This window comes from Microtetraspora sp. NBRC 16547 (assembly GCF_030268965.1).
GTDB lineage: Bacteria > Actinomycetota > Actinomycetes > Streptosporangiales > Streptosporangiaceae > Microtetraspora.
The window spans coordinates 49304-65869 of the sequence record NZ_BSSE01000005.1 but is presented as its reverse complement, the minus strand read 5'-3'; the positions used below and the strand labels follow the sequence as shown (position 1 = coordinate 65869).

16 protein-coding genes are annotated in these 16566 nt (G+C 70.4%); 6 read left to right on the top strand and 10 right to left on the bottom strand.

What is annotated here, in order from left to right; all coding sequences use genetic code 11:
- Window positions 1-36: 36 nt before the first annotated feature.
- From QSK17_RS09725 to QSK17_RS09715, 3 genes are all read right to left on the bottom strand, one after another.
- A complete protein-coding gene (locus tag QSK17_RS09725; protein ID WP_285704234.1) occupies window positions 37-1047 on the bottom strand; it encodes an acetamidase/formamidase family protein in 1011 nt (336 codons plus the stop codon).
- Window positions 1044-2465: an APC family permease gene (locus tag QSK17_RS09720; RefSeq protein WP_285704233.1), complete on the bottom strand. Its 1422-nt coding sequence runs from the start codon at window positions 2463-2465 to the stop codon at window positions 1044-1046. The genes QSK17_RS09725 and QSK17_RS09720 overlap by 4 nt, the downstream gene beginning before the upstream one ends.
- A 77-nt stretch (window positions 2466-2542) precedes the next feature.
- Window positions 2543-3691: a substrate-binding domain-containing protein gene (locus QSK17_RS09715; RefSeq protein ID WP_285704232.1), complete on the bottom strand. Its 1149-nt coding sequence runs from the start codon at window positions 3689-3691 to the stop codon at window positions 2543-2545.
- A gap of 263 nt (window positions 3692-3954) precedes the next feature.
- Between QSK17_RS09715 and QSK17_RS09710 the strand changes: the two genes are divergently transcribed.
- Together QSK17_RS09710 and QSK17_RS09705 are read left to right on the top strand one after the other, a co-directional pair.
- Complete coding sequence (locus QSK17_RS09710; RefSeq protein ID WP_285704231.1) at window positions 3955-4386, top strand: MarR family winged helix-turn-helix transcriptional regulator; 432 nt, start codon at window positions 3955-3957, stop codon at window positions 4384-4386.
- 173 nt (window positions 4387-4559) lie between these two features.
- Complete coding sequence (locus tag QSK17_RS09705) at window positions 4560-6194, top strand: alkaline phosphatase D family protein (RefSeq protein ID WP_285704230.1); 1635 nt, start codon at window positions 4560-4562, stop codon at window positions 6192-6194.
- On the opposite strand, the gene rocD is transcribed toward QSK17_RS09705, so the two are convergent.
- From rocD to QSK17_RS09685, 4 genes are all read right to left on the bottom strand, one after another.
- A complete protein-coding gene (rocD, locus tag QSK17_RS09700; protein WP_285704229.1) occupies window positions 6181-7395 on the bottom strand; it encodes an ornithine--oxo-acid transaminase in 1215 nt (404 codons plus the stop codon). The two genes, QSK17_RS09705 and rocD, sit on opposite strands and share 14 nt — an antisense overlap.
- On the bottom strand, window positions 7392-8243 hold the full coding sequence (ddaH, locus tag QSK17_RS09695) for a dimethylargininase (protein ID WP_285704228.1): 852 nt from the start codon (window positions 8241-8243) through the stop codon (window positions 7392-7394). The genes rocD and ddaH overlap by 4 nt, the downstream gene beginning before the upstream one ends.
- Window positions 8244-8414: 171 nt before the next feature.
- Window positions 8415-8855 carry an Lrp/AsnC family transcriptional regulator gene (locus QSK17_RS09690; protein WP_285704227.1) on the bottom strand — a complete coding sequence of 147 codons (441 nt, stop codon included), beginning with the start codon at window positions 8853-8855 and terminating at the stop codon, window positions 8415-8417.
- A gap of 182 nt (window positions 8856-9037) precedes the next feature.
- Window positions 9038-9700, bottom strand: a complete 663-nt coding sequence (locus tag QSK17_RS09685) for a TetR/AcrR family transcriptional regulator (protein WP_285704226.1) — start codon at window positions 9698-9700, stop codon at window positions 9038-9040.
- A 64-nt stretch (window positions 9701-9764) separates the two neighbouring features.
- Here QSK17_RS09685 and QSK17_RS09680 point away from each other — a divergent pair, with 64 nt between their 5' ends.
- From QSK17_RS09680 to QSK17_RS09670, 3 genes are all read left to right on the top strand, one after another.
- A complete protein-coding gene (locus QSK17_RS09680; protein WP_285704225.1) occupies window positions 9765-10520 on the top strand; it encodes an ABC transporter ATP-binding protein in 756 nt (251 codons plus the stop codon).
- Window positions 10520-11245, top strand: a complete 726-nt coding sequence (locus QSK17_RS09675; protein WP_285704224.1) for an ABC transporter permease — start codon at window positions 10520-10522, stop codon at window positions 11243-11245. The genes QSK17_RS09680 and QSK17_RS09675 overlap by 1 nt, the downstream gene beginning before the upstream one ends.
- A 77-nt stretch (window positions 11246-11322) precedes the next feature.
- On the top strand, window positions 11323-12234 hold the full coding sequence (locus QSK17_RS09670) for a LysR family transcriptional regulator (protein ID WP_285704223.1): 912 nt from the start codon (window positions 11323-11325) through the stop codon (window positions 12232-12234).
- A gap of 30 nt (window positions 12235-12264) precedes the next feature.
- Here the strand turns inward: QSK17_RS09670 and QSK17_RS09665 are convergent, their stop codons facing one another.
- On the bottom strand, window positions 12265-13158 hold the full coding sequence (locus QSK17_RS09665; protein WP_502889184.1) for a Sco1979 family transcriptional regulator: 894 nt from the start codon (window positions 13156-13158) through the stop codon (window positions 12265-12267).
- Window positions 13159-13474: 316 nt separating this feature from the next.
- On the opposite strand from QSK17_RS09665, the gene QSK17_RS09660 reads away from it, so the two are divergent.
- Window positions 13475-13960 carry an ATP-binding protein gene (locus tag QSK17_RS09660; RefSeq protein ID WP_285704222.1) on the top strand — a complete coding sequence of 162 codons (486 nt, stop codon included), beginning with the start codon at window positions 13475-13477 and terminating at the stop codon, window positions 13958-13960.
- Between the two features lie 158 nt (window positions 13961-14118).
- Here the strand turns inward: QSK17_RS09660 and QSK17_RS09655 are convergent, their stop codons facing one another.
- Together QSK17_RS09655 and QSK17_RS09650 are read right to left on the bottom strand one after the other, a co-directional pair.
- Window positions 14119-14826, bottom strand: a complete 708-nt coding sequence (locus tag QSK17_RS09655) for a DUF5941 domain-containing protein (RefSeq protein ID WP_285704221.1) — start codon at window positions 14824-14826, stop codon at window positions 14119-14121.
- Complete coding sequence (locus tag QSK17_RS09650; protein WP_285704220.1) at window positions 14823-16412, bottom strand: CDP-alcohol phosphatidyltransferase family protein; 1590 nt, start codon at window positions 16410-16412, stop codon at window positions 14823-14825. The genes QSK17_RS09655 and QSK17_RS09650 overlap by 4 nt, the downstream gene beginning before the upstream one ends.
- Window positions 16413-16566: the final 154 nt, after the last annotated feature.

Here is a 16566-nt window from a genome sequence, read left to right as displayed (position 1 = left end):
CGCCCCCCGAAGGGGACGGGATCAGGTCACGGAAGGTCAGCGGGAGGAGAGGTACTCCGCGCCGAGTGCGCGCAGGCGCGCGTGGGCCGACTCGTACACCTCGGGGCGGCCGAGGTAGGCCTTGGGCAGCTTGGCGACCATCGTGTAGTTCGTGTCGCACACGTTGCCCACCGGCGCCTCGCCGCCCTGGCTGACGAGCTGGTACGCGTCGAGCTCGTCCAGCCCGGTGAGCGCGGCCGACCAGGTGACCAGGTCGTGCTGGCTGATGCGGTAGGCGTCCTCCAGCGGACGGGCCGAGCCGGTGGACATCAGGTGGTCGTCGTCCTCCAGGCGCGGCCACGGGGTGCCGACGCCCTTGACCAGCTCGACCGCGACGACCGTGTTCATCGCGGCCTCAACGGCGGTGCCGCAGACCTCGCCGTGGCCCTGGCGGCAGTGCCCGTCCCCGATCGAGAACAGGGCGCCCGCCACGTTCACGCCGAGGTAGACGGTGACGCCGGCCCGCAGCTCGGGGGTGTCCATGTTGCCGCCGTGGGCGTCCGGGGTGATCGTCATCCGCGCCTCGGAGGCGGCCGGAGCGACGCCCACGGTGCCGTGCATCGGGTCGAGCGGCATCTCCACGCTGAAGTCGCTGTTCCGGGCCTGGTAGCGGACGGTCCGCTTCTCCACGTCCACGTCGTACATCCAGACGACCTCGTCGAGGGGAGGCTGGAGCATCGCGGTGGTGTGGGTGCCGGTGAGCGCCCCGAAGTGCGGGAACGTCGTGGAGACGGCCCAGTCACGGGCGGGCTCGATGGAGACGAAGTGCAGGGCGAGGGTGTCGCCCGGCTCGGCCCCCTCCACGTGGAACGGGCCGGTGACCGGGTTGAGGAAGGGGAACTCGCACACCTTCGACGGCAGGTCCTCGGGGCCGCGCACCAGCCCGCCGAAGCAGTCCTCCGTGAAGAGTTCGAGGACCGTGCCGGGGGCGATCCGGGCCACGGCGGGCCGCCCGCCGAAGGTGTAGGCCAGGTCCTCGGCCTTGGGCCGGAAGGAGACGACGTTCACTCGGAGACCTCCGTCTCGTCGGGAAGGGTGGGGCGACGGCCTATGAGGATAAAGGTGATCAGGATCAGCACGCCGAGCGCCAGCCAGGTCAGGCCGACCGCCTGGGCGGCCACCTTGGCGTTGATGACGACGTACAGCAGGATCAGGAAGCCGATCGCCGGGGCGATCAGGTGCCGCCACCAGTCCCGGCTGCGCTTCCGTACGACGTAGTGGACGACGACGGAGACGTGGAGCGCGAGGAAGGCGGTCATCGCGCCGAAGTTGATGAGCGAGGCGATCTGCCCGATGCCCTTTTCGTTGTTGGCCAGGATGAGTCCGAGGACCAGCGAGACGGCGGCGGTGAGGAACGTGGCGTTGACCGGCACCTTGTGCTTCGGGTGGATCTTGCCCAGGAACCGGGGCAGCAGTCGGTCGCGGGCCATGGCGAACAGCAGGCGCGAGGTGGCGGCCTGGGCGACCAGCGAGTTGGCGAAGCCCCAGGCGATCGCGGTGGCGACGGCGGTCAGCACGCTCAGCCAGGGGCCGCCGGCGTACTTGGCGATGTCGTAGAACGCGTTGTCCCCGCCGTTTGCCAGCAGCTCCTCGCGGTTCGGTGCGAGCAGCGCGGCGACCCAGGTCTGCGTGATGAACAGCAGGCCGGCCAGCACGAGCGCGCCGACCATGGCGCGGCCGAGCTTGCGGGCGTCCTCCCGGCTCTCCTCGGCGAGCATCGAGATGCCGTCGAAGCCGAGGAAGGACAGCACCGCGACCGAGACGGCGCCGAACACGAGCGGCCCGGAGAACGTCGAGGAGTCGAAGATCGGGCTGAACACGTTGCCGTGGCCCTTGCCTTGGGCGAGGGCGATGACGCCGACGACCAGGAAGATCGCCAGCACGATCAGCTGGGCGACCAGCATGATCTTGTTCATCCGCGCGGTCATCTGGATGCCGAAGTAGTTCACCGCCGTGTTGAAGACGATGAACATGATCAACCAGGCCCAGACGGGGATCGCGGGCACGAACGACGCCATGGCCGCGCTCGCCACGAGATAGAGCAGCGTGGGCACGAGGATGTAGTCGAGCAGGATCACCCAGCCGGCGAGGAAGCCGACCGGGGCGCCGATCCCGCGGCCCGCGTAGGTGTAGACCGAGCCGGCCATCGGGAACGCCTTGGACATCTGGGCGTACGACAGGGCGGTGAAGGCCATCGCCACCATGCCGATGATGTAGGCCAGCGCGACCATGCCGCCCGAGCCTTGGAAAACGTCGCCGAAGATGCCGAACGGCGCGATCGGCACCATGAAGATCAGGCCGTAGATGAGCAGGTCGGTGAAGCTCAGCGAGCGCTGCAACTCCTGCTGATATCCGAACCGCTCCACGCCGGTCGCCGCGCTTTGCGGCGCCGCCGACGAGGAGGGCGTGGTGGAGGGGGAAGACATCGAGACTCCTTCGCACGCGGGGGGCAGAGCGTACGATAGGACTATTCCTTGAAAAGGAAAAGATTTCGTTTGAAAATTTATTTGTCGGCGCCGTGACCGGGGCGGTCAGGGGCCGTCAGGAGAGCCACGAGGCGGGGGAGGAGGTCACGAGATCGAAGTCCAGCCCGTCGGCGCGTCCGACGTAGACGCGCTGCCACACGTGCCGGTCCCGGAGGGTGAGGGGGCCGCGTCCGGTGATGACCGTGGTGCCGTCCGCGACCGCCTCGACCGCGCACCGCGAGGGAGCCCGCGCGGGCGGCGAGGGCGGCGAGCATGAGCACGCCTTCGTAACACCCGTGCCCGTGCCCGTTGAGCAGCGGCGCGTCCGGGCCGAACCGCCGCGTGTAGCGCTCGTGGAGCCAGAGGTTGTCGTCGGTGGCGATGCCGCCGAAATAGCCCATCGCGGTATACAGCTCCCCGCTGGAGTCGCCTCCGATGGCCAGCAGGCCGTGCTCCTCCAGCGCCCCGCAGAGACGCGCGCAGTCCAGCCCGCTCGCCGTGAACGCCCGGTTGAACTCGATCAGGTCGTTGCCGACGAGATTGAGCAGCACGGCGTCCGGTCGTGTGGCCGTCAACTCCTCGATCAGCGGCCCCATGTCGCGGGTGCCGGCGGGGATGAACCGCTCGCCGACGATTCGCGCGGAGCGGGACGTCAGGTGGACGCGCGCGGACGCGTGGACCAGGTACGGCCAGATGTAGTCGTTGCCGAGCAGGAACCAGCGCCTCGCCCGCCGGTGGGCGATCAACCAGTCGATCCCCGGGGCGACCTGCGAGGACGCGGGCTCACCGAGGAAGTAGACCCCCGGCGAACGCGCGCCGCCCTCGTACGGAGGCGTGTAGACGAACGGGGCCGCGCCGCGGAGCGCGCGCTCGATCCCGACACGCACGTCGCTGGCGTGGGTTCCGACGACCGCCTGGACGGCTCCCGCGCGGACCAGCCCGGCGACCTCGGCGCCGACCTCGGCCGGGCTGCGGCCGCCGTCCACGAGGACCAGCTCCACCGGCCTGCCGAGCAGCCCGCCCGCGCCGTTCACCTCCGCGGCGGCCAGGACCGCGCAGTTGATCGCGCACGGCCCGATGAGGCCGAGCACGCCGGAGACGGGCACCACCAGGCATACGCGCAGCGTGTCGGCCCTGAGCAGGTGCGCTTCCAGGGGATCGATGACCATCGCGGCGGGATCGATCATGCGGAAAGAGTATGGTCCATCCACACGCGTGGGGGAAAGCGGTGGAATACACAGAAAGGCCGAGGAAAGAGGTGGCTTGTGGCCATGACGGTACTGCGCCACCTCGCCGACGATCCGGGCGTTCTGTGATGGCGGCCGGATCCGGCGGTGGGAGCCAGGCCCGGATTCCGGGCGGATCCAGCGGTGGGAGTCAGGTCTGGATTCCGGGCGGATCCAGCGGTGAAAGCCGGGTCCGGGTTCCGGCCGAAGGGACGCGGGAGCCGGTGGCGTCGTCGGGGCTGGAGTCCTCGCTCGCGTACCTCCTGAGCCGGGCCGAGCGGGCGGTCAATCGGGGACTCTCCTCGGCGCTCGCCGCCGAGGGGGTCACCGTCGAGCAGTGGCGCATCCTCCAGGCCCTCGCGGACGGGCGCGGCCACTCCATGGGAGGCCTGGCCGAGGCCGCACTGATGCCGCACCCCACACTCACGAAGGCCGTCGACCGGCTCGTCGAACGCGCCCTGGTCTATCGCGGGCACGATCCCGTCGACCGCCGCAAGGTGGCGGTCTTCCTGGCGGATCGCGGGCGCGACCTGCTGAGCCGCCTGGAGGCGGGGATCGGCGAGCACCGCCGGGCCATCCTCGCGGTGTACGGCGCGGCCCGCACCGAGCGGCTCATGCGCGAGCTCGAACACCTGGTGCGCTCCCTCGACGGCTGACCCCGCCCCCACCTGTCGCCCTCGTCCCCTGTGAGTCCTCGCGCCTGTGAGTTCTCGCGCCTGTGAGTTCTCGCGCCCACGAGTCTCGCTGGGTGTTCACGCCCGAGAGTCCGTGCGGTCCGGAGTCCGCCCGCCCTCGCGCCCGGCGCCGTACCTGACGTAGATCTGTAGGCGTGGCACAACTGGTGATCGGCCCGCTGCTCCGTCACGTCGACGAGGAGAGCGCGACCATATGGGTGGAGACCAGCGAGCCGTGCGCGGTCACGGTGCGCGCGGGCGAGGCGCGGTCGGAGGAGCGCACCTTCACCGTCCACGGGCACCACTACGCGCTCGTCGACGTCACCGTGCCGGATCCGCCGTTCTCCGACGGCCGCGGTGTGCCGTACCGCGTGGAGCTGGACGGCGAGATCGTGTGGCCGCTCCCCGGCATGCCGCCCAGCACGATCCGGCCGCTCACCGCCCTGCGGCGCCTGGTCTTCGGCACCTGCCGGACCAGCGTCCCGCACGACGATCCGTACGTGCGGACGCACGGCGTGGACGTCCTGCGCGCGTACGGCCTGCGGCTCATGGAGTCGGGTGAACGGCCGGACCTGATGATCATGCTCGGCGACCAGGTGTACGCGGATGAGCCGTCGCCCGGCATGAGGGAGTTCATCGCCGCGCGGCGGAGCGGCGGGCCCGAGGAGGTCGTGGACTTCGAGGAGTACGCCGAGCTCTACCGCCGGGCCTGGTCCGACCCGCCGGTCCGGTGGCTGATGGCCACGGTGCCGACCCTGATGATGTTCGACGACCACGACATCAGGGACGACTGGAACACCTCGGCCGCGTGGCGCGAGCGCATGGCCGGGGTCCCGTGGTGGCGGCGACGGATCGTGTCCGGGCTGGGCGCCTATTACGTCTACCAGCACCTGGGCAACCTGACCGCGGGGGAGCGCGCGGCGGACCCGGTGCTCGCCGCGTTGAAGGCGGGTGACGGCGGCGCGGCGCTGGACGCGTTCGCGGTGCGGGCCGACGCCGAACCCGCCTCCACCCGCTGGAGCTACCGCAGGGACATCGGATCCAGCCGGTTGATCATGCTGGACAGCAGGTGCGACCGGGTTCTCACCCCCGGCGCGCGGCGGATCATCGATGACGCCCAGCGGGCGTGGCTGGAGGAGTCGGTTGCCGGTGACGTGGACCACCTCCTCGTCGGCTCCTCGTTGCCGGTGCTCCTGCCCATGGGCATCCACCACGTCGAGAGCTGGAACGAGGCCGTCTGCGACGGCGCCTGGGGCCGCCAGGCCGCCCGGTGGGGCGAGCGCCTGCGCCGGTTCCTCGACCTGGAGCACTGGGCGGCCTTCCGCGGGTCCTTCGAGCACCTGGCCCGGCTGCTCGCCGACATCGCCTCGGGCGGCAGGGGACGCCCGCCGGCCACGGTCCTGCTGTTATCCGGCGATGTCCACTATTCCTACCTCGCCTCGGTACGGCCGAGGCGAGGTAGGAAGAGGAACGGCCTGCGGGAGGACGAGCAGAACGGTGAGCGGAGCGGCACGCGGGGCCGGATCCATCAGATCGTCTGCTCGCCGATCCGGAACCCGCTCAGCCGTACGCTCCGGCTGGCCAACGTGGTCGCGTCCTTCGCCGTGGCGGGGCCGCTGGGACGCCTGCTGGCCCTGGCCGCCCGCCTGCCGGGGCCGCCGATCCGGTGGCGGCTCGCGGCCGGACCGTGGTTCCAGAACGCGCTGGCCACCGTCGATCTGACCCCGGACACCGCCACCGTGACCTGGCGGACCCACGACGCCGAGCTCGGCTCGGTCAGGCTGCCCTGAGCTCCTCCAGCGCGGCGGCGAGCTGGTCGACCGCCCAGTCGAGGTCCTCCCGGGAGACGACGATCGGCGGGGCGAGGCGGATCGTGGAGCCGTGGGTGTCCTTGGCCAGCACGCCGCGGCGCATCAGGGCCTCGCTCACCTCGCGGCCGGTCCCGAGGGAGGGGTCGATGTCGACGCCCGCCCACAGGCCGCGGCCGCGCACCGCGACCACGCCCGCGCCGATCAGCCCGCGCAGCCGCCCGTGGAGGTGGCCGCCCAGCTCCCGCGCCCTGGCCTGGTACTCCCCGGTGCGCAGCAGCCTGATGACCGCGCTACCGACGGCGCACGCGAGGGGGTTGCCGCCGAAGGTCGAGCCGTGCTGGCCGGGCCGGATGACGCCGAGGACGTCCGCGTTCGCCGCCACGGCCGAAACCGGGACGACACCGCCGCCCAGGGCCTTGCCGAGGACGTAGATGTCGGGGACGACGCCCTCGTGGTCGCAGGCGAAGGTGTCGCCGGTACGGCCCAGCCCGGACTGGATCTCGTCGGCGATGAACAGGACGCCCCTCTCGGAGCACAGGTCGCGGACCGCGCGGAGATAGCCGTCCGGCGGAACCAGCACGCCCGCCTCACCCTGGATCGGTTCGAGCAGCACGGCGACCGTGTTGTCGTCGATTGCCTCGGAGATCGCCTCCGCGGAGCCGTACTTCACGAGCTTGAACCCCGGCGTGTACGGCCCGAAGCCGTCATGGGCGTCCGGGTCGGTGGAGAAGCTCACGATCGTGGTGGTGCGACCGTGGAAGTTGTCCTCCATCACGATGATGTTCGCCTGCTCCGCGGGGACGCCCTTGACCTCGTATCCCCACTTACGCGCCACCTTGATGGCCGTCTCGACGGCCTCGGCGCCGGTGTTCATCGGCAGGATCATGTCCTTGCCGCACAGGTCGGCGAGGCCGGCGGCGAACTCCGCGAACTGGTCGTGGAAGAACGCCCGGCTGGTCAGCGTCAGCCGGTCGAGCTGCTCGCGGGCCGCCGCGATGATCTCGGGGTTTCCGTGGCCGAAGTTGAGCGAGGAGTAGCCCGCCAGGCAGTCGAGGTACCGACGGCCCTCGACGTCGGTCACCCAGGCTCCTTCGGCGGAGTGGAGGACGACCGGCAGGGGGTGGTAGTTGTGCGCGCTGCGGCGCTCGCTCAGCTCGATGAGGTCCGTGGCCTTCGTCATGCTCCCGTGACCTCCCGGATCTCCAGCGTGCAGCACTTGGGACCGCCGCCCGCCTTGCGCAGCTCGGACAGGTCCACGGGGACGACCGTGTAGCCGAGGCGCTCCAGCTCCAGCGAGAGGCCCGTCGCCTCGGCGTTGATCACGACGTTGGCGCCGTCGCTGACGGCGTTGAGCCCGAGGACCGCGGCGTCCTCCTCCGTGGCGATGACGGCGTCGGGGAACATGCGCCGCAGCACGTTGCGGCTGCCCTCGGAGAACGCCCCGGGGTAGTAGGCGATGTTGTGCCCGTTCAGGGGGAACAGCGCGGTGTCCAGGTGGTAGAACCGCGGGTCGATGAGCCGGAGGGTGACGACCGGGCGGCCGATGAACTCCTGGGCCTCCACGTGCGCCGCCACGTCGGTGCGGAATCCGGTGCCCGCGAGTACCACGTCGTCGAGGGTGAGGAAGTCGCCCTCGCCCTCGTTCGTGTGCGTCGGCTCCATCGTCTCGAAGCCGCGGTCGGCGAACCAGCGCAGGTAGGCCGGCCCCTCGGCGGCGCGCTCCGCGTGCGTGAACCGGGCGCCGTAGACCCGGCTGTCGACCACGAGGGCGCCGTTCGCGGCGAAGACCATGTCAGGAAGGCCCTCGACGGGGTCGATGAGGCTCACCTTGTGCCCCAGGTCCTCGTACGCCTTGCGCAGCGCCTCCCATTGCCGCACGGCCAGAGCCGTGTCCGCGCCCTGGTCCGGGTCCATCCACGGGTTGATCGCGTAGGTCACGGCGAAGAAATCGGGACGGCACATCAGGTAGTGCCGTGCCGTACCTGTTCGATCGCCGCCCGTGACGGTGGGCAGGGTCGCAAGAGCCATGCGGAACTCCAGGGAGAAGGTGGTTGACTGCACCTCAGCCTAGAAACCGCGACATGACCGGCCAATGCCGCGCCATTGCGCTATTGCGTGGATCGGTTGCGTTGTTGGCCCCTTTTGTGGCGATCCGTTAATCAGATCGTCCGGGCGCACGCGCGAACGTCCGGCCGCGCGTCAGAACTTCTCCTCGATCAGCCGGGACAGCACGATCGCGCTCTTGGTGCGGACCACGAACGGTTCGGCCGCGATGCGCTCGATCACCCGCTCCACGTCCCGCACGTCGGTGGCGCGGATGTGCAGGAGCGCGTCCGCCTCGCCGGTCACCGTGCAGGCCGAGACCACCTCGGGGTGCCGTGCGATCGCCACGCCGATCTCGGCGGGGGAGGTCTTGCCCCGGCAGAACAGCTCGACGTACGCCTCCGTGGTCCAGCCCAGGGCCGAGGGCTCGACCCGCGCGCTGAACCCGGTGATCGCGCCGCTGGCGAGAAGTCGGTCGACCCGCCGCTTGACCGCCGGGGCGGACAGGCCGACCTGAGCGCCTATTGCGGCGTATGTCGCCCGAGCGTCCTCCATGAGGACGCCGATGATGGCGCGATCCAATCCGTCCAACTTCACGCGGACCTGTATACCGCGTGCGGCACCGAAACCGGTGATCGACGCCATGTGCGGGAGGAGCTCGGCCGGTGTGACCGGGTCTCTAACAGTGCCTCTACCGGGCCTCTACCGGGCCTCTACCGGGCCTCTACCGGGCCTCTACCGGGCCTCTACCGGGCCTCTACCGGGCCTCTACGGGGCCACTACCGCGCCGGCTCGGCGGCCGCGCCCTCGTCGGGTCGCGCGCAGTAGCCGCCCGCGCCGTGCTCCAGCAGGTCGAAGGCATGCCCGGCACGCACGCGCAGGTCGGCGGTGATCTGCGTCGGATCCTCCCCGGCGAAGCCGCGGCGGGCGAAGTGCTCGGCCAGGATCCGGGTGACCGAGCAGATCTGGACGGCCACCACCCACGGCGTGAGGTCGTCGGGGTCGGCATCGCTCTCGTCCGCGAGCGTCTCGGCGAGCAGCGCCTCCCGGCGCTGGTGCAACTCCCGCATCCGGGACATCAGCGCCGGGCTCTGCTCCACCAGCCGGGCGAAGACCTCGGAGCCCCGCGAGAGGCCGTACCGCCAGTCGCCGGTGTCGAGGGCGTCGAAGAAGTCGCGGCGCACCGCCTCGACGGCGGACTCGCCGGGCCGCCGGTCGCGGACCACCCGGGCCAGCATGCCTTCGACCTCGTCGCTCCGGTCGAGGAACAGGTCCTCCTTGGTCTTGAAGTAGTTGAAGACCGTGTTCACCGAGACGTCGGCGCTCCGCGCGATCTCGGCGACCGTGACGTTGTCGAAGCCCTTCTGCATGAACAGCCCCATCGCGATGTCGGCGATGCGCTGCCGCGTCTCGCGCTTCTTCCGTTCCCGCAGCCCTTCCATGGGCACATCCTATGGGTGGCACAAATTTTTAAGTGGCACCAAAGTTGGTGTTACTGTAACGAGCATGATCCATGTGAGAGGACTCTCCAAGAAGTTCGGCGAGGTCGAGGCCGTGCGCGGCGTCGACCTGGACGTCTCCGGCGGCGAGATCGTCGGATTCCTCGGCCCCAACGGCGCGGGCAAGACCACGACGCTCCGCATGCTCACCACACTGCTCCGGCCGACCTCCGGAGCCGCCACCGTCGCCGGATGCGACCTGTTCGCGGACCCCGCGGGCGTACGGCGCCGCATCGGCTACGTCGCCCAGGGCGCGATGCTCAGCCCGTTCTCCGTCGTGGGGAGGGAGCTCGAACTCCAGGCCCGGCTCCAGGGCCTCGGACGAACGGAGGCCCGGGAACGGGTGGCGGAGCTGCTCGCGGAGCTGGACCTGACCGGGATCGACCATCGGACCCCGGTCTCCCTCTCTGGTGGGCAGAAGCGGCGGGTCGACATCGCGACGGGCCTGCTGCACCGCCCCGCCCTCGTGTTCCTCGACGAGCCGACGACCGGGCTCGACCCGCAGAGCCGGGCCAACATGTGGGACCACGTTCGAAGGCTGCGCGAGCGGCACGGCATGACGGTCTTCCTGACCACGCACTACCTGGAGGAGGCCGACGCCCTCTGCGACCGCGTCCTGATCATCGACCATGGCCGGATCGTCACCTCGGGCACGCCCGGCGAGCTCAAGAGCCGCCACGACGCGGAGACCCTCGACGACGTCTTCCTCGCCGTCACCGGCCGTGAGCTGCGCGAGGAGCCGCGCGAGAAGGAGGCATCCTGATGACCACCCTGATCCTGACCCGCCACTACCTCGGCGAGACCTTCCACAACCGGCTGGGCGTGGTCTTCGGCGCGGTCCAGCCCGCGCTCTACCTCGTGCTGTTCGGCCCGCTCTTCGACCGCAGCGGGGTCGGCTCCTGGAACGTCCTCGTGCCCGGCCTGCTCGTCCAGCTCGGCCTGATGAGCGCCGGCCTCGCCGGGTTCGGCATCGTCTTCGACCAGCGGTTCGGCGTGCTCGACCGGCTCCGTGTCACTCCGGCCGGCCGGTTGTCGCTCCTGCTCGGCCGGGTGCTGAAGGACGCCGTGGTGCTGCTGATCCAGGCCGTCCTGCTCCTCGCGCTCGGGTACGCGTTCGGACTCCGCGCGCCGCTCCTCGGGGTCCTGCTCGGCCTGATGCTCATGACCATGCTCGCGATCAGCCTCGCCTCGCTGTCGTACGCGGCGGCCCTGCGGATCAGGCAGGAGCTGTTCGCCCCCATCACCAGCACCGTCGTCGTCCCGCTGCTGCTGCTGTCCGGCGCGTTCCTGCCGATGTCGCTCGCTCCTCGCTGGCTCGACATCCTGTCCAGGTTCACGCCTTTCCGGTATGTTGTCGAGGCCGTTCGCGGGTTGTTCGCCGGGTCGTACGCCTCGGCTCCCGTCCTCTGGGGAACCGTGGTGTCGCTCGTCCTCGCCGTGGCCAGTGTGGCTGTCGGCGTACGGATCTTTCAGAGCGAGAACGCCTGAAACGCGAAGAATCCAGTCAGAACCGCGACACAGCCTTGAAGTGATTTCTGCGAGCGACCTACGGTCAGGAGGTCACAATGGGTAACGTGGCGGACGTTAATTTCACACTCGTCCAGCTGCGTTACTTCGTGACCGCGGCCGAGCTGGGAAGCATGACCGCGGCCAGCCGGGAGCTCATGGTGGCGCAGTCGGCGATCTCGGCGGCCATCGCCCAGGTGGAACGGGAGCTCGGCGTCCAGCTGCTCATCCGGCACCACGCCAGGGGGCTCTCGCTGACCCGCGCGGGCGAGCGGTTCCTCGTGGAGGCGCGGGACTTCCTCTCCCACGCGGCGGCGCTCGCCGAGTCGGCGCGCGGCCTCGCGGGCTCGCTGACCGGCGAGCTCGCGGTCGGCTGCTTCACCACGCTCTCGCCGTTCTACCTGCCCCGGCTGCTCCGCCGGTTCGCCGACCGGCACCCGGGTGTGCGGGTGACCCTCTCCGAGGGGGAGACCTCGGCCGTCCAGCGCGCGCTCGTGGACGGCCGGTGCGAGGTGGCCCTGCTCTACGCCATCGACCTGGCCCTCGACCTCGACGTCCGGGTCCTCACCCGGGTCCGGCCGTACGTCCTGCTGCCGCCCGGGCACGCCATGGCGGAGGCCGAGGCGGTCTCGCTCGTGGAACTGGCCACCGAGCCGATGATCCTGCTCGACCTGCCGCACAGCCGGGACTATTTCCGGGCGCTGCACCCGATCGAGCCGCGCGTGCGCTTCCGCAGCTCCAGCTACGAGACGGTGCGGGCGCTGGTCGCCGGTGGCCACGGCTACTCGATACTCAACCAGCGGGCCGCGACCGACCAGACGTACGACGGCGGCTACGTCGTCTCCAGGCCGATCAGCGATGAGGTCCCGCTTCTCGACATCGTCCTGGCCTCGATGCGCGGCGTGCGGCTGACCGCCCGCGCCACCGCGTTCACCGAGATCTGCGAGGAGTTCTTCGCGAACGTCTCCTGATCGCCCGGGTGCCGACCGCACGGGCCCGGATCACTCCAGGTCGCGGAGGATCTCCTCAAGGTAGGCCCGCGTGCCGGAGGCCGGGCGCGCCTCCACGCACAGCGTGTTCATCACCTGCATGTACGCGTCGGTCTCCTCGGGCTTGTCCAGGTAGAGAGCGCTGGTGAGCTGTTCGAGGTAGACGACGTCGGGCAGCTCGGACTCCTCGAAGCGGAGGATGGTGAACGGCCCGCCCGCGGCCGAGTGCCCGCCCCGGTCGAAGGGGACGACCTGCAACGTCACGTTGGGGTTGCGGGTGGCCTCGATCAGGTGCTCGATCTGGCCGCGCATGACCTGGACGCCGCCGATGGGACGGCGCAGCGCGGCCTCGTCCACCACGGCCCACAGCCGGACCGCGTCCGGGCCGGTCAGCCGCTCCTGGCGGCGCATCCGCAGATCGATCCGCCGGGAGATCTCGTCCTCCGGAGCGCCGGCGTTGCCGAGCAGGATGACGGCCCGCGCGTAGTCGGGGCTCTGCAGCAGCCCGGGCACGAACTGGAGCTCGTAGCTCCGGATGACCGATGCGGCCTCCTCCAGGCCCACGTAGACCTCGAACCAGTGCGGCAGGACGTCGTTGAACTTGTGCCACCAGCCGGGGGCGTTGGCCTGCCTGGCGAGCTCCAGCAGCGTCGCCCGCTCGTCCGGGTCGGTCAGACCGTACAGGGTGAGCAGGTCGGCGACGTCGCGTTCCTTGAAGCTGACCCGGCCGAGCTCCAGGCGGCTGATCTTGGCGTGCGATGCCCGGATGGCGTGTCCCGCCTCCTCCGGGGTGATGCTCCGCGCCCGCCGCAGCTTGCGGAGCTGGGCGCCGAGAAGCATGCGCAGGACGGTCGGCCCTCCTCGCGGACGCCCTGCTGATCCGGGTTCGGCGTGGGCGACCTGCAGGGATTTCACATGAACTCCATTGCGCAGACGGATTTCTGACGATTTCCTACGACTTCTTAGGACTTCCTACGACTTTCACTGACGGTTTTCTACGGCAGCCGACTTCCGTCGACGGTCGACCAGTGTCCCATTACGTCAGAGTGACGAATAGATGATCGCGGTTTCGGACAGACAACGTCATGGTTACGGTAAATCAGCGCCGAACATCTCTAAGTTCGTACATTTGCGAGTGCGGGGGCGCTTGCCTTCTTAAGGCGCAGGGAACGATAGACGGCGGCAGCGCACCGATGTGACACTCGACTCGCGTAGGGACCCGATGACCGCAGATCTGGCAGGCAGGAGAGCCGGCGCCGCACCATTGTGGGCCACGCCGGCGTTCGGTCCTGACAGCTTGGATCCGCCCACCGCGCCACTCGCAACCTGCGCCCTCCACGGCGACTCCGCCTCCGCCTCCGCCGCCCGCGACTTCACCGCCCACACCCTGGGCGGGTGGGGCCTGGGCGGCCTGATCGACGACGCGCAGCTCGTCGTCTCCGAGCTGGTGACGAACGCCCTGCGCCACGCGCTCACCGCCGGTCCGGATGCGCCCATCCAGCTCCGGCTGCTCAGCCAGGGCCTGCACGTTCTCTGCGCGGTCCGCGACCCCAGCGAGCGGGCGCCGCTGCCGGGGCCGTGTGACGACGAGTTCGCGGAGACCGGAAGAGGCCTCTACCTCGTCGAAGCCGTGAGTCTCACCTGGGGCTGGATCCCGATCAGAGGCAGCGGAAAGATCGTCTGGGCCCTCCTGGATCACCCCGCGTGAAACGCCGTCCGTCCGGTACGGCGGGGTCCTGCCCGCGTCGTCTGGAACCCCACAAGCGTCCGCGGCCCCGCGCGATCGGGTGATCGCGCGGGGCCGCGGACGGGACGTACGGACGGCGGGGGCCTACGGGCGGACGCCGTACAGATGAAGTCGCAGGATCAGGCGTGCTCGGCTTCGCCGGTGACCTGCTCGGCGGCGTCCTCCGGGGACTGCTCCAGGTCCTGGTCGGCGTTGGCCTGCGCGGACGCCTTGTCCAGGCGGACCCAGCTCACCACGCTCTCGATCGAGAACAGCACGAACAGGTAGGCCGTGAGGATCCCCGCGACCAGGTCGAGCTGCCCGGCGGCCGCGCCCACGCCGAGGACGAGCAGGCGCACCTCCCAGCCGAGCCCGGCCATGAAAATCCAGGCGGGCGGCCAGATGCTCTGCCGCGTCCGGTACACCGTGTCGTACGTGTGGTAGCCGATCACGTAGAGGAGCACGAACAGCAGCCACTTGGGCGTGCCCGCGGCGAGTCCGAGCAGGATGATCGTGAGAAACTCCGCGCCGCGGAGCAGCGGCGGCGTCAGCCAGTCGAGCCGGCCGAGGTGGTCACGCGGCGCGCTGGGGACGACCAGCGCGACCAGCACCAGCACCGGGACGATCAGGATCGGGCCGTCCTTGAGCGAACCGGTGACGGCGAGCGCGATGATGGCGAGCAGCGCCGCGAGAACCGCGGGCACGGGCGGCAGGCCCCGGCCGAGACGGCCCCTGAGCGCGGCCACGAGGGGGCCGTCGTCGCGGTAGGCGAGCAGCCGCTCCGTCTGGATGCGGCGCCGCTCCTCGTCCGGGTCGGGGGTGGGGGTGACCTGCGGCTGGGTGATCATGCGAGAGACCTCAGGATGCGTCCGGTGAGGGTGTAGGTGGCCGCGACGCCGCCCCAGATCAGCAGGGTGATGAAGGTGACGCGGGGGTCGAAGAAGGCCGCGGTGATCGCGATCGCGGCGAAGCGCTCGCCGATGGGGAACACGATCATCTTGCGCGCCCAGTGCACGGGACGGAACTTCCCGGCCTGGGTCCACAGCTTGAGCAGGCCGCGCACGCCGGTGCTGCGGCTGGCCGCGCGCTCCTCGAGGGCCACGCGCAGCGGGCGGTCGTCGGCGACGTGCAGGTCCAGCGTCGGGAGCGGCACGGGCGCCTTGCGCCGGTTGGCCGCGCCGAACGAGAAGTCCAGGAGGTGCTTCACGGACTGGAGCGCGATCGCGGCCAGGGCGAGCGTCCACACGCCCTCGCCGTCGCCGAACTGACCGGAGACGGTGGCGCCCACCGCCAGGCCGACGAAGACGGCGTACTCCTTGAACCGGTCGAACGTGGCGTCCAGCCAGGCGCCGAGCACGCCGAACTTCCTGGCGTATCTGGCCACCTGGCCGTCGACGCAGTCGAAGACGAACGCGAAGTAGATGAGCACGCCGCCCGCGATCCACCCGGCCCGCGTGCCGGTGGCGAACGATCCCGCCGCCAGGAGGCCGAAGAAGATCGAGACCAGCGTGATCTGGTTCGGGGTGAGGCCACGGCGGGCCGCCCACCGTGCGATGAACCGGGAGTACGTGCTGACGAAGAACGTGGTGAAGAAGCCGTCCGCGCCCTTCACCGCGTTGTCGAGGCGGGCCCGGTCCTCGTCGAACCCGGCGAAGTCCCGCTCGGCCTGCGCCGTGTCCTCCAGCGTGTGCAGGCGGCGGTAGAACAGGTCGCGGCGGCCGCGGACGCCGATCGACACGCCGCGCCGGACGAGGCCGAGGACGAGCAGCTCGGTGACGTCGTCCTCGGGGCCGAACAGGTGCGCCATGCCGGCCAGCTCGCGGGCGACCTCGGCGAGCACCGCGACGTGCCGCTGGTGGAGGTGGATCGGCCCGAGCAGCGCCGCGTTCGGCCGGGTGATGGCGTGGTACGACGTGCCCACCGAGGTGACGCGGCCGCGGCCGGCGCGGGTGCGCTGCGGCAGGCCCTCCAGGACCTGCCGCCCGATCTCGGGCTCCGCCTCCTCGATCGGCGGCGGCTCGGGCGCGTTCTCGTCGACCTCCTCCCGCAGGATCAGCGCGAGCGCGGCCCGCTTGGCCTTCGTGATCTGGTAGATCAGCTCGTCGTGGATGAACGAGTTCGCGGGCATGATCAGGACGTTGTCGGTCGTGTGCTCGACCGCGTCCGCGAGTGCCCACAGGTCTTCGGCGACGCCCGCGCTCTCGATGACCCGGCCACCCTGATCGCGGTAGGCGGTCGCGTCGCCCGACCGGGCGATCGTGATCGGCTGCGGGCCGAGCGAGGCCACCTGCCCCAGCAGCCTGCCGTACGCCGTGGGGGCGCCGGGGAGTGATGTCAGCTTCAGGTCCGTCGGCAGGACGGGCCGGCCGCCGGATCCTGGCGGCTGAGAACCGATCGGGCCGGGCGAGGAACCCAGCAGGACCACGAGGGTCATGGCACCCTTTCAAACAGCGGGGGCAGGGCCTTTATGGGAGGCGCGGGGAAGTCCGCCAGAGGGCAAAGCTTAGTGACCTTTCGGTCAAGTCGGTGCATCTAGGCTCCTGGGACCGTTCCGAAATGTCCTGCTTGACGGCGATGTGCGGTCAGCG

What these genes read in the sequence shown, in the direction of transcription:
- ddaH (WP_285704228.1), bottom strand. Translation starts at nt 8,243, where the DNA reads ATGGCTCTTGCGACCCTGCCCACCGTCACGGGCGGCGATCGAACAGGT.
- QSK17_RS09715 (WP_285704232.1), bottom strand. Translation starts at nt 3,691, where the DNA reads ATGATCGATCCCGCCGCGATGGTCATCGATCCCCTGGAAGCGCACCTG.
- QSK17_RS09660 (WP_285704222.1), top strand. Translation starts at nt 13,475, where the DNA reads ATGACCGCAGATCTGGCAGGCAGGAGAGCCGGCGCCGCACCATTGTGG.
- QSK17_RS09685 (WP_285704226.1), bottom strand. Translation starts at nt 9,700, where the DNA reads ATGGAAGGGCTGCGGGAACGGAAGAAGCGCGAGACGCGGCAGCGCATC.
- rocD (WP_285704229.1), bottom strand. Translation starts at nt 7,395, where the DNA reads ATGACGAAGGCCACGGACCTCATCGAGCTGAGCGAGCGCCGCAGCGCG.
- QSK17_RS09650 (WP_285704220.1), bottom strand. Translation starts at nt 16,412, where the DNA reads ATGACCCTCGTGGTCCTGCTGGGTTCCTCGCCCGGCCCGATCGGTTCT.
- QSK17_RS09720 (WP_285704233.1), bottom strand. Translation starts at nt 2,465, where the DNA reads ATGTCTTCCCCCTCCACCACGCCCTCCTCGTCGGCGGCGCCGCAAAGC.
- QSK17_RS09680 (WP_285704225.1), top strand. Translation starts at nt 9,765, where the DNA reads ATGATCCATGTGAGAGGACTCTCCAAGAAGTTCGGCGAGGTCGAGGCC.
- QSK17_RS09675 (WP_285704224.1), top strand. Translation starts at nt 10,520, where the DNA reads ATGACCACCCTGATCCTGACCCGCCACTACCTCGGCGAGACCTTCCAC.
- QSK17_RS09670 (WP_285704223.1), top strand. Translation starts at nt 11,323, where the DNA reads ATGGGTAACGTGGCGGACGTTAATTTCACACTCGTCCAGCTGCGTTAC.
- QSK17_RS09655 (WP_285704221.1), bottom strand. Translation starts at nt 14,826, where the DNA reads ATGATCACCCAGCCGCAGGTCACCCCCACCCCCGACCCGGACGAGGAG.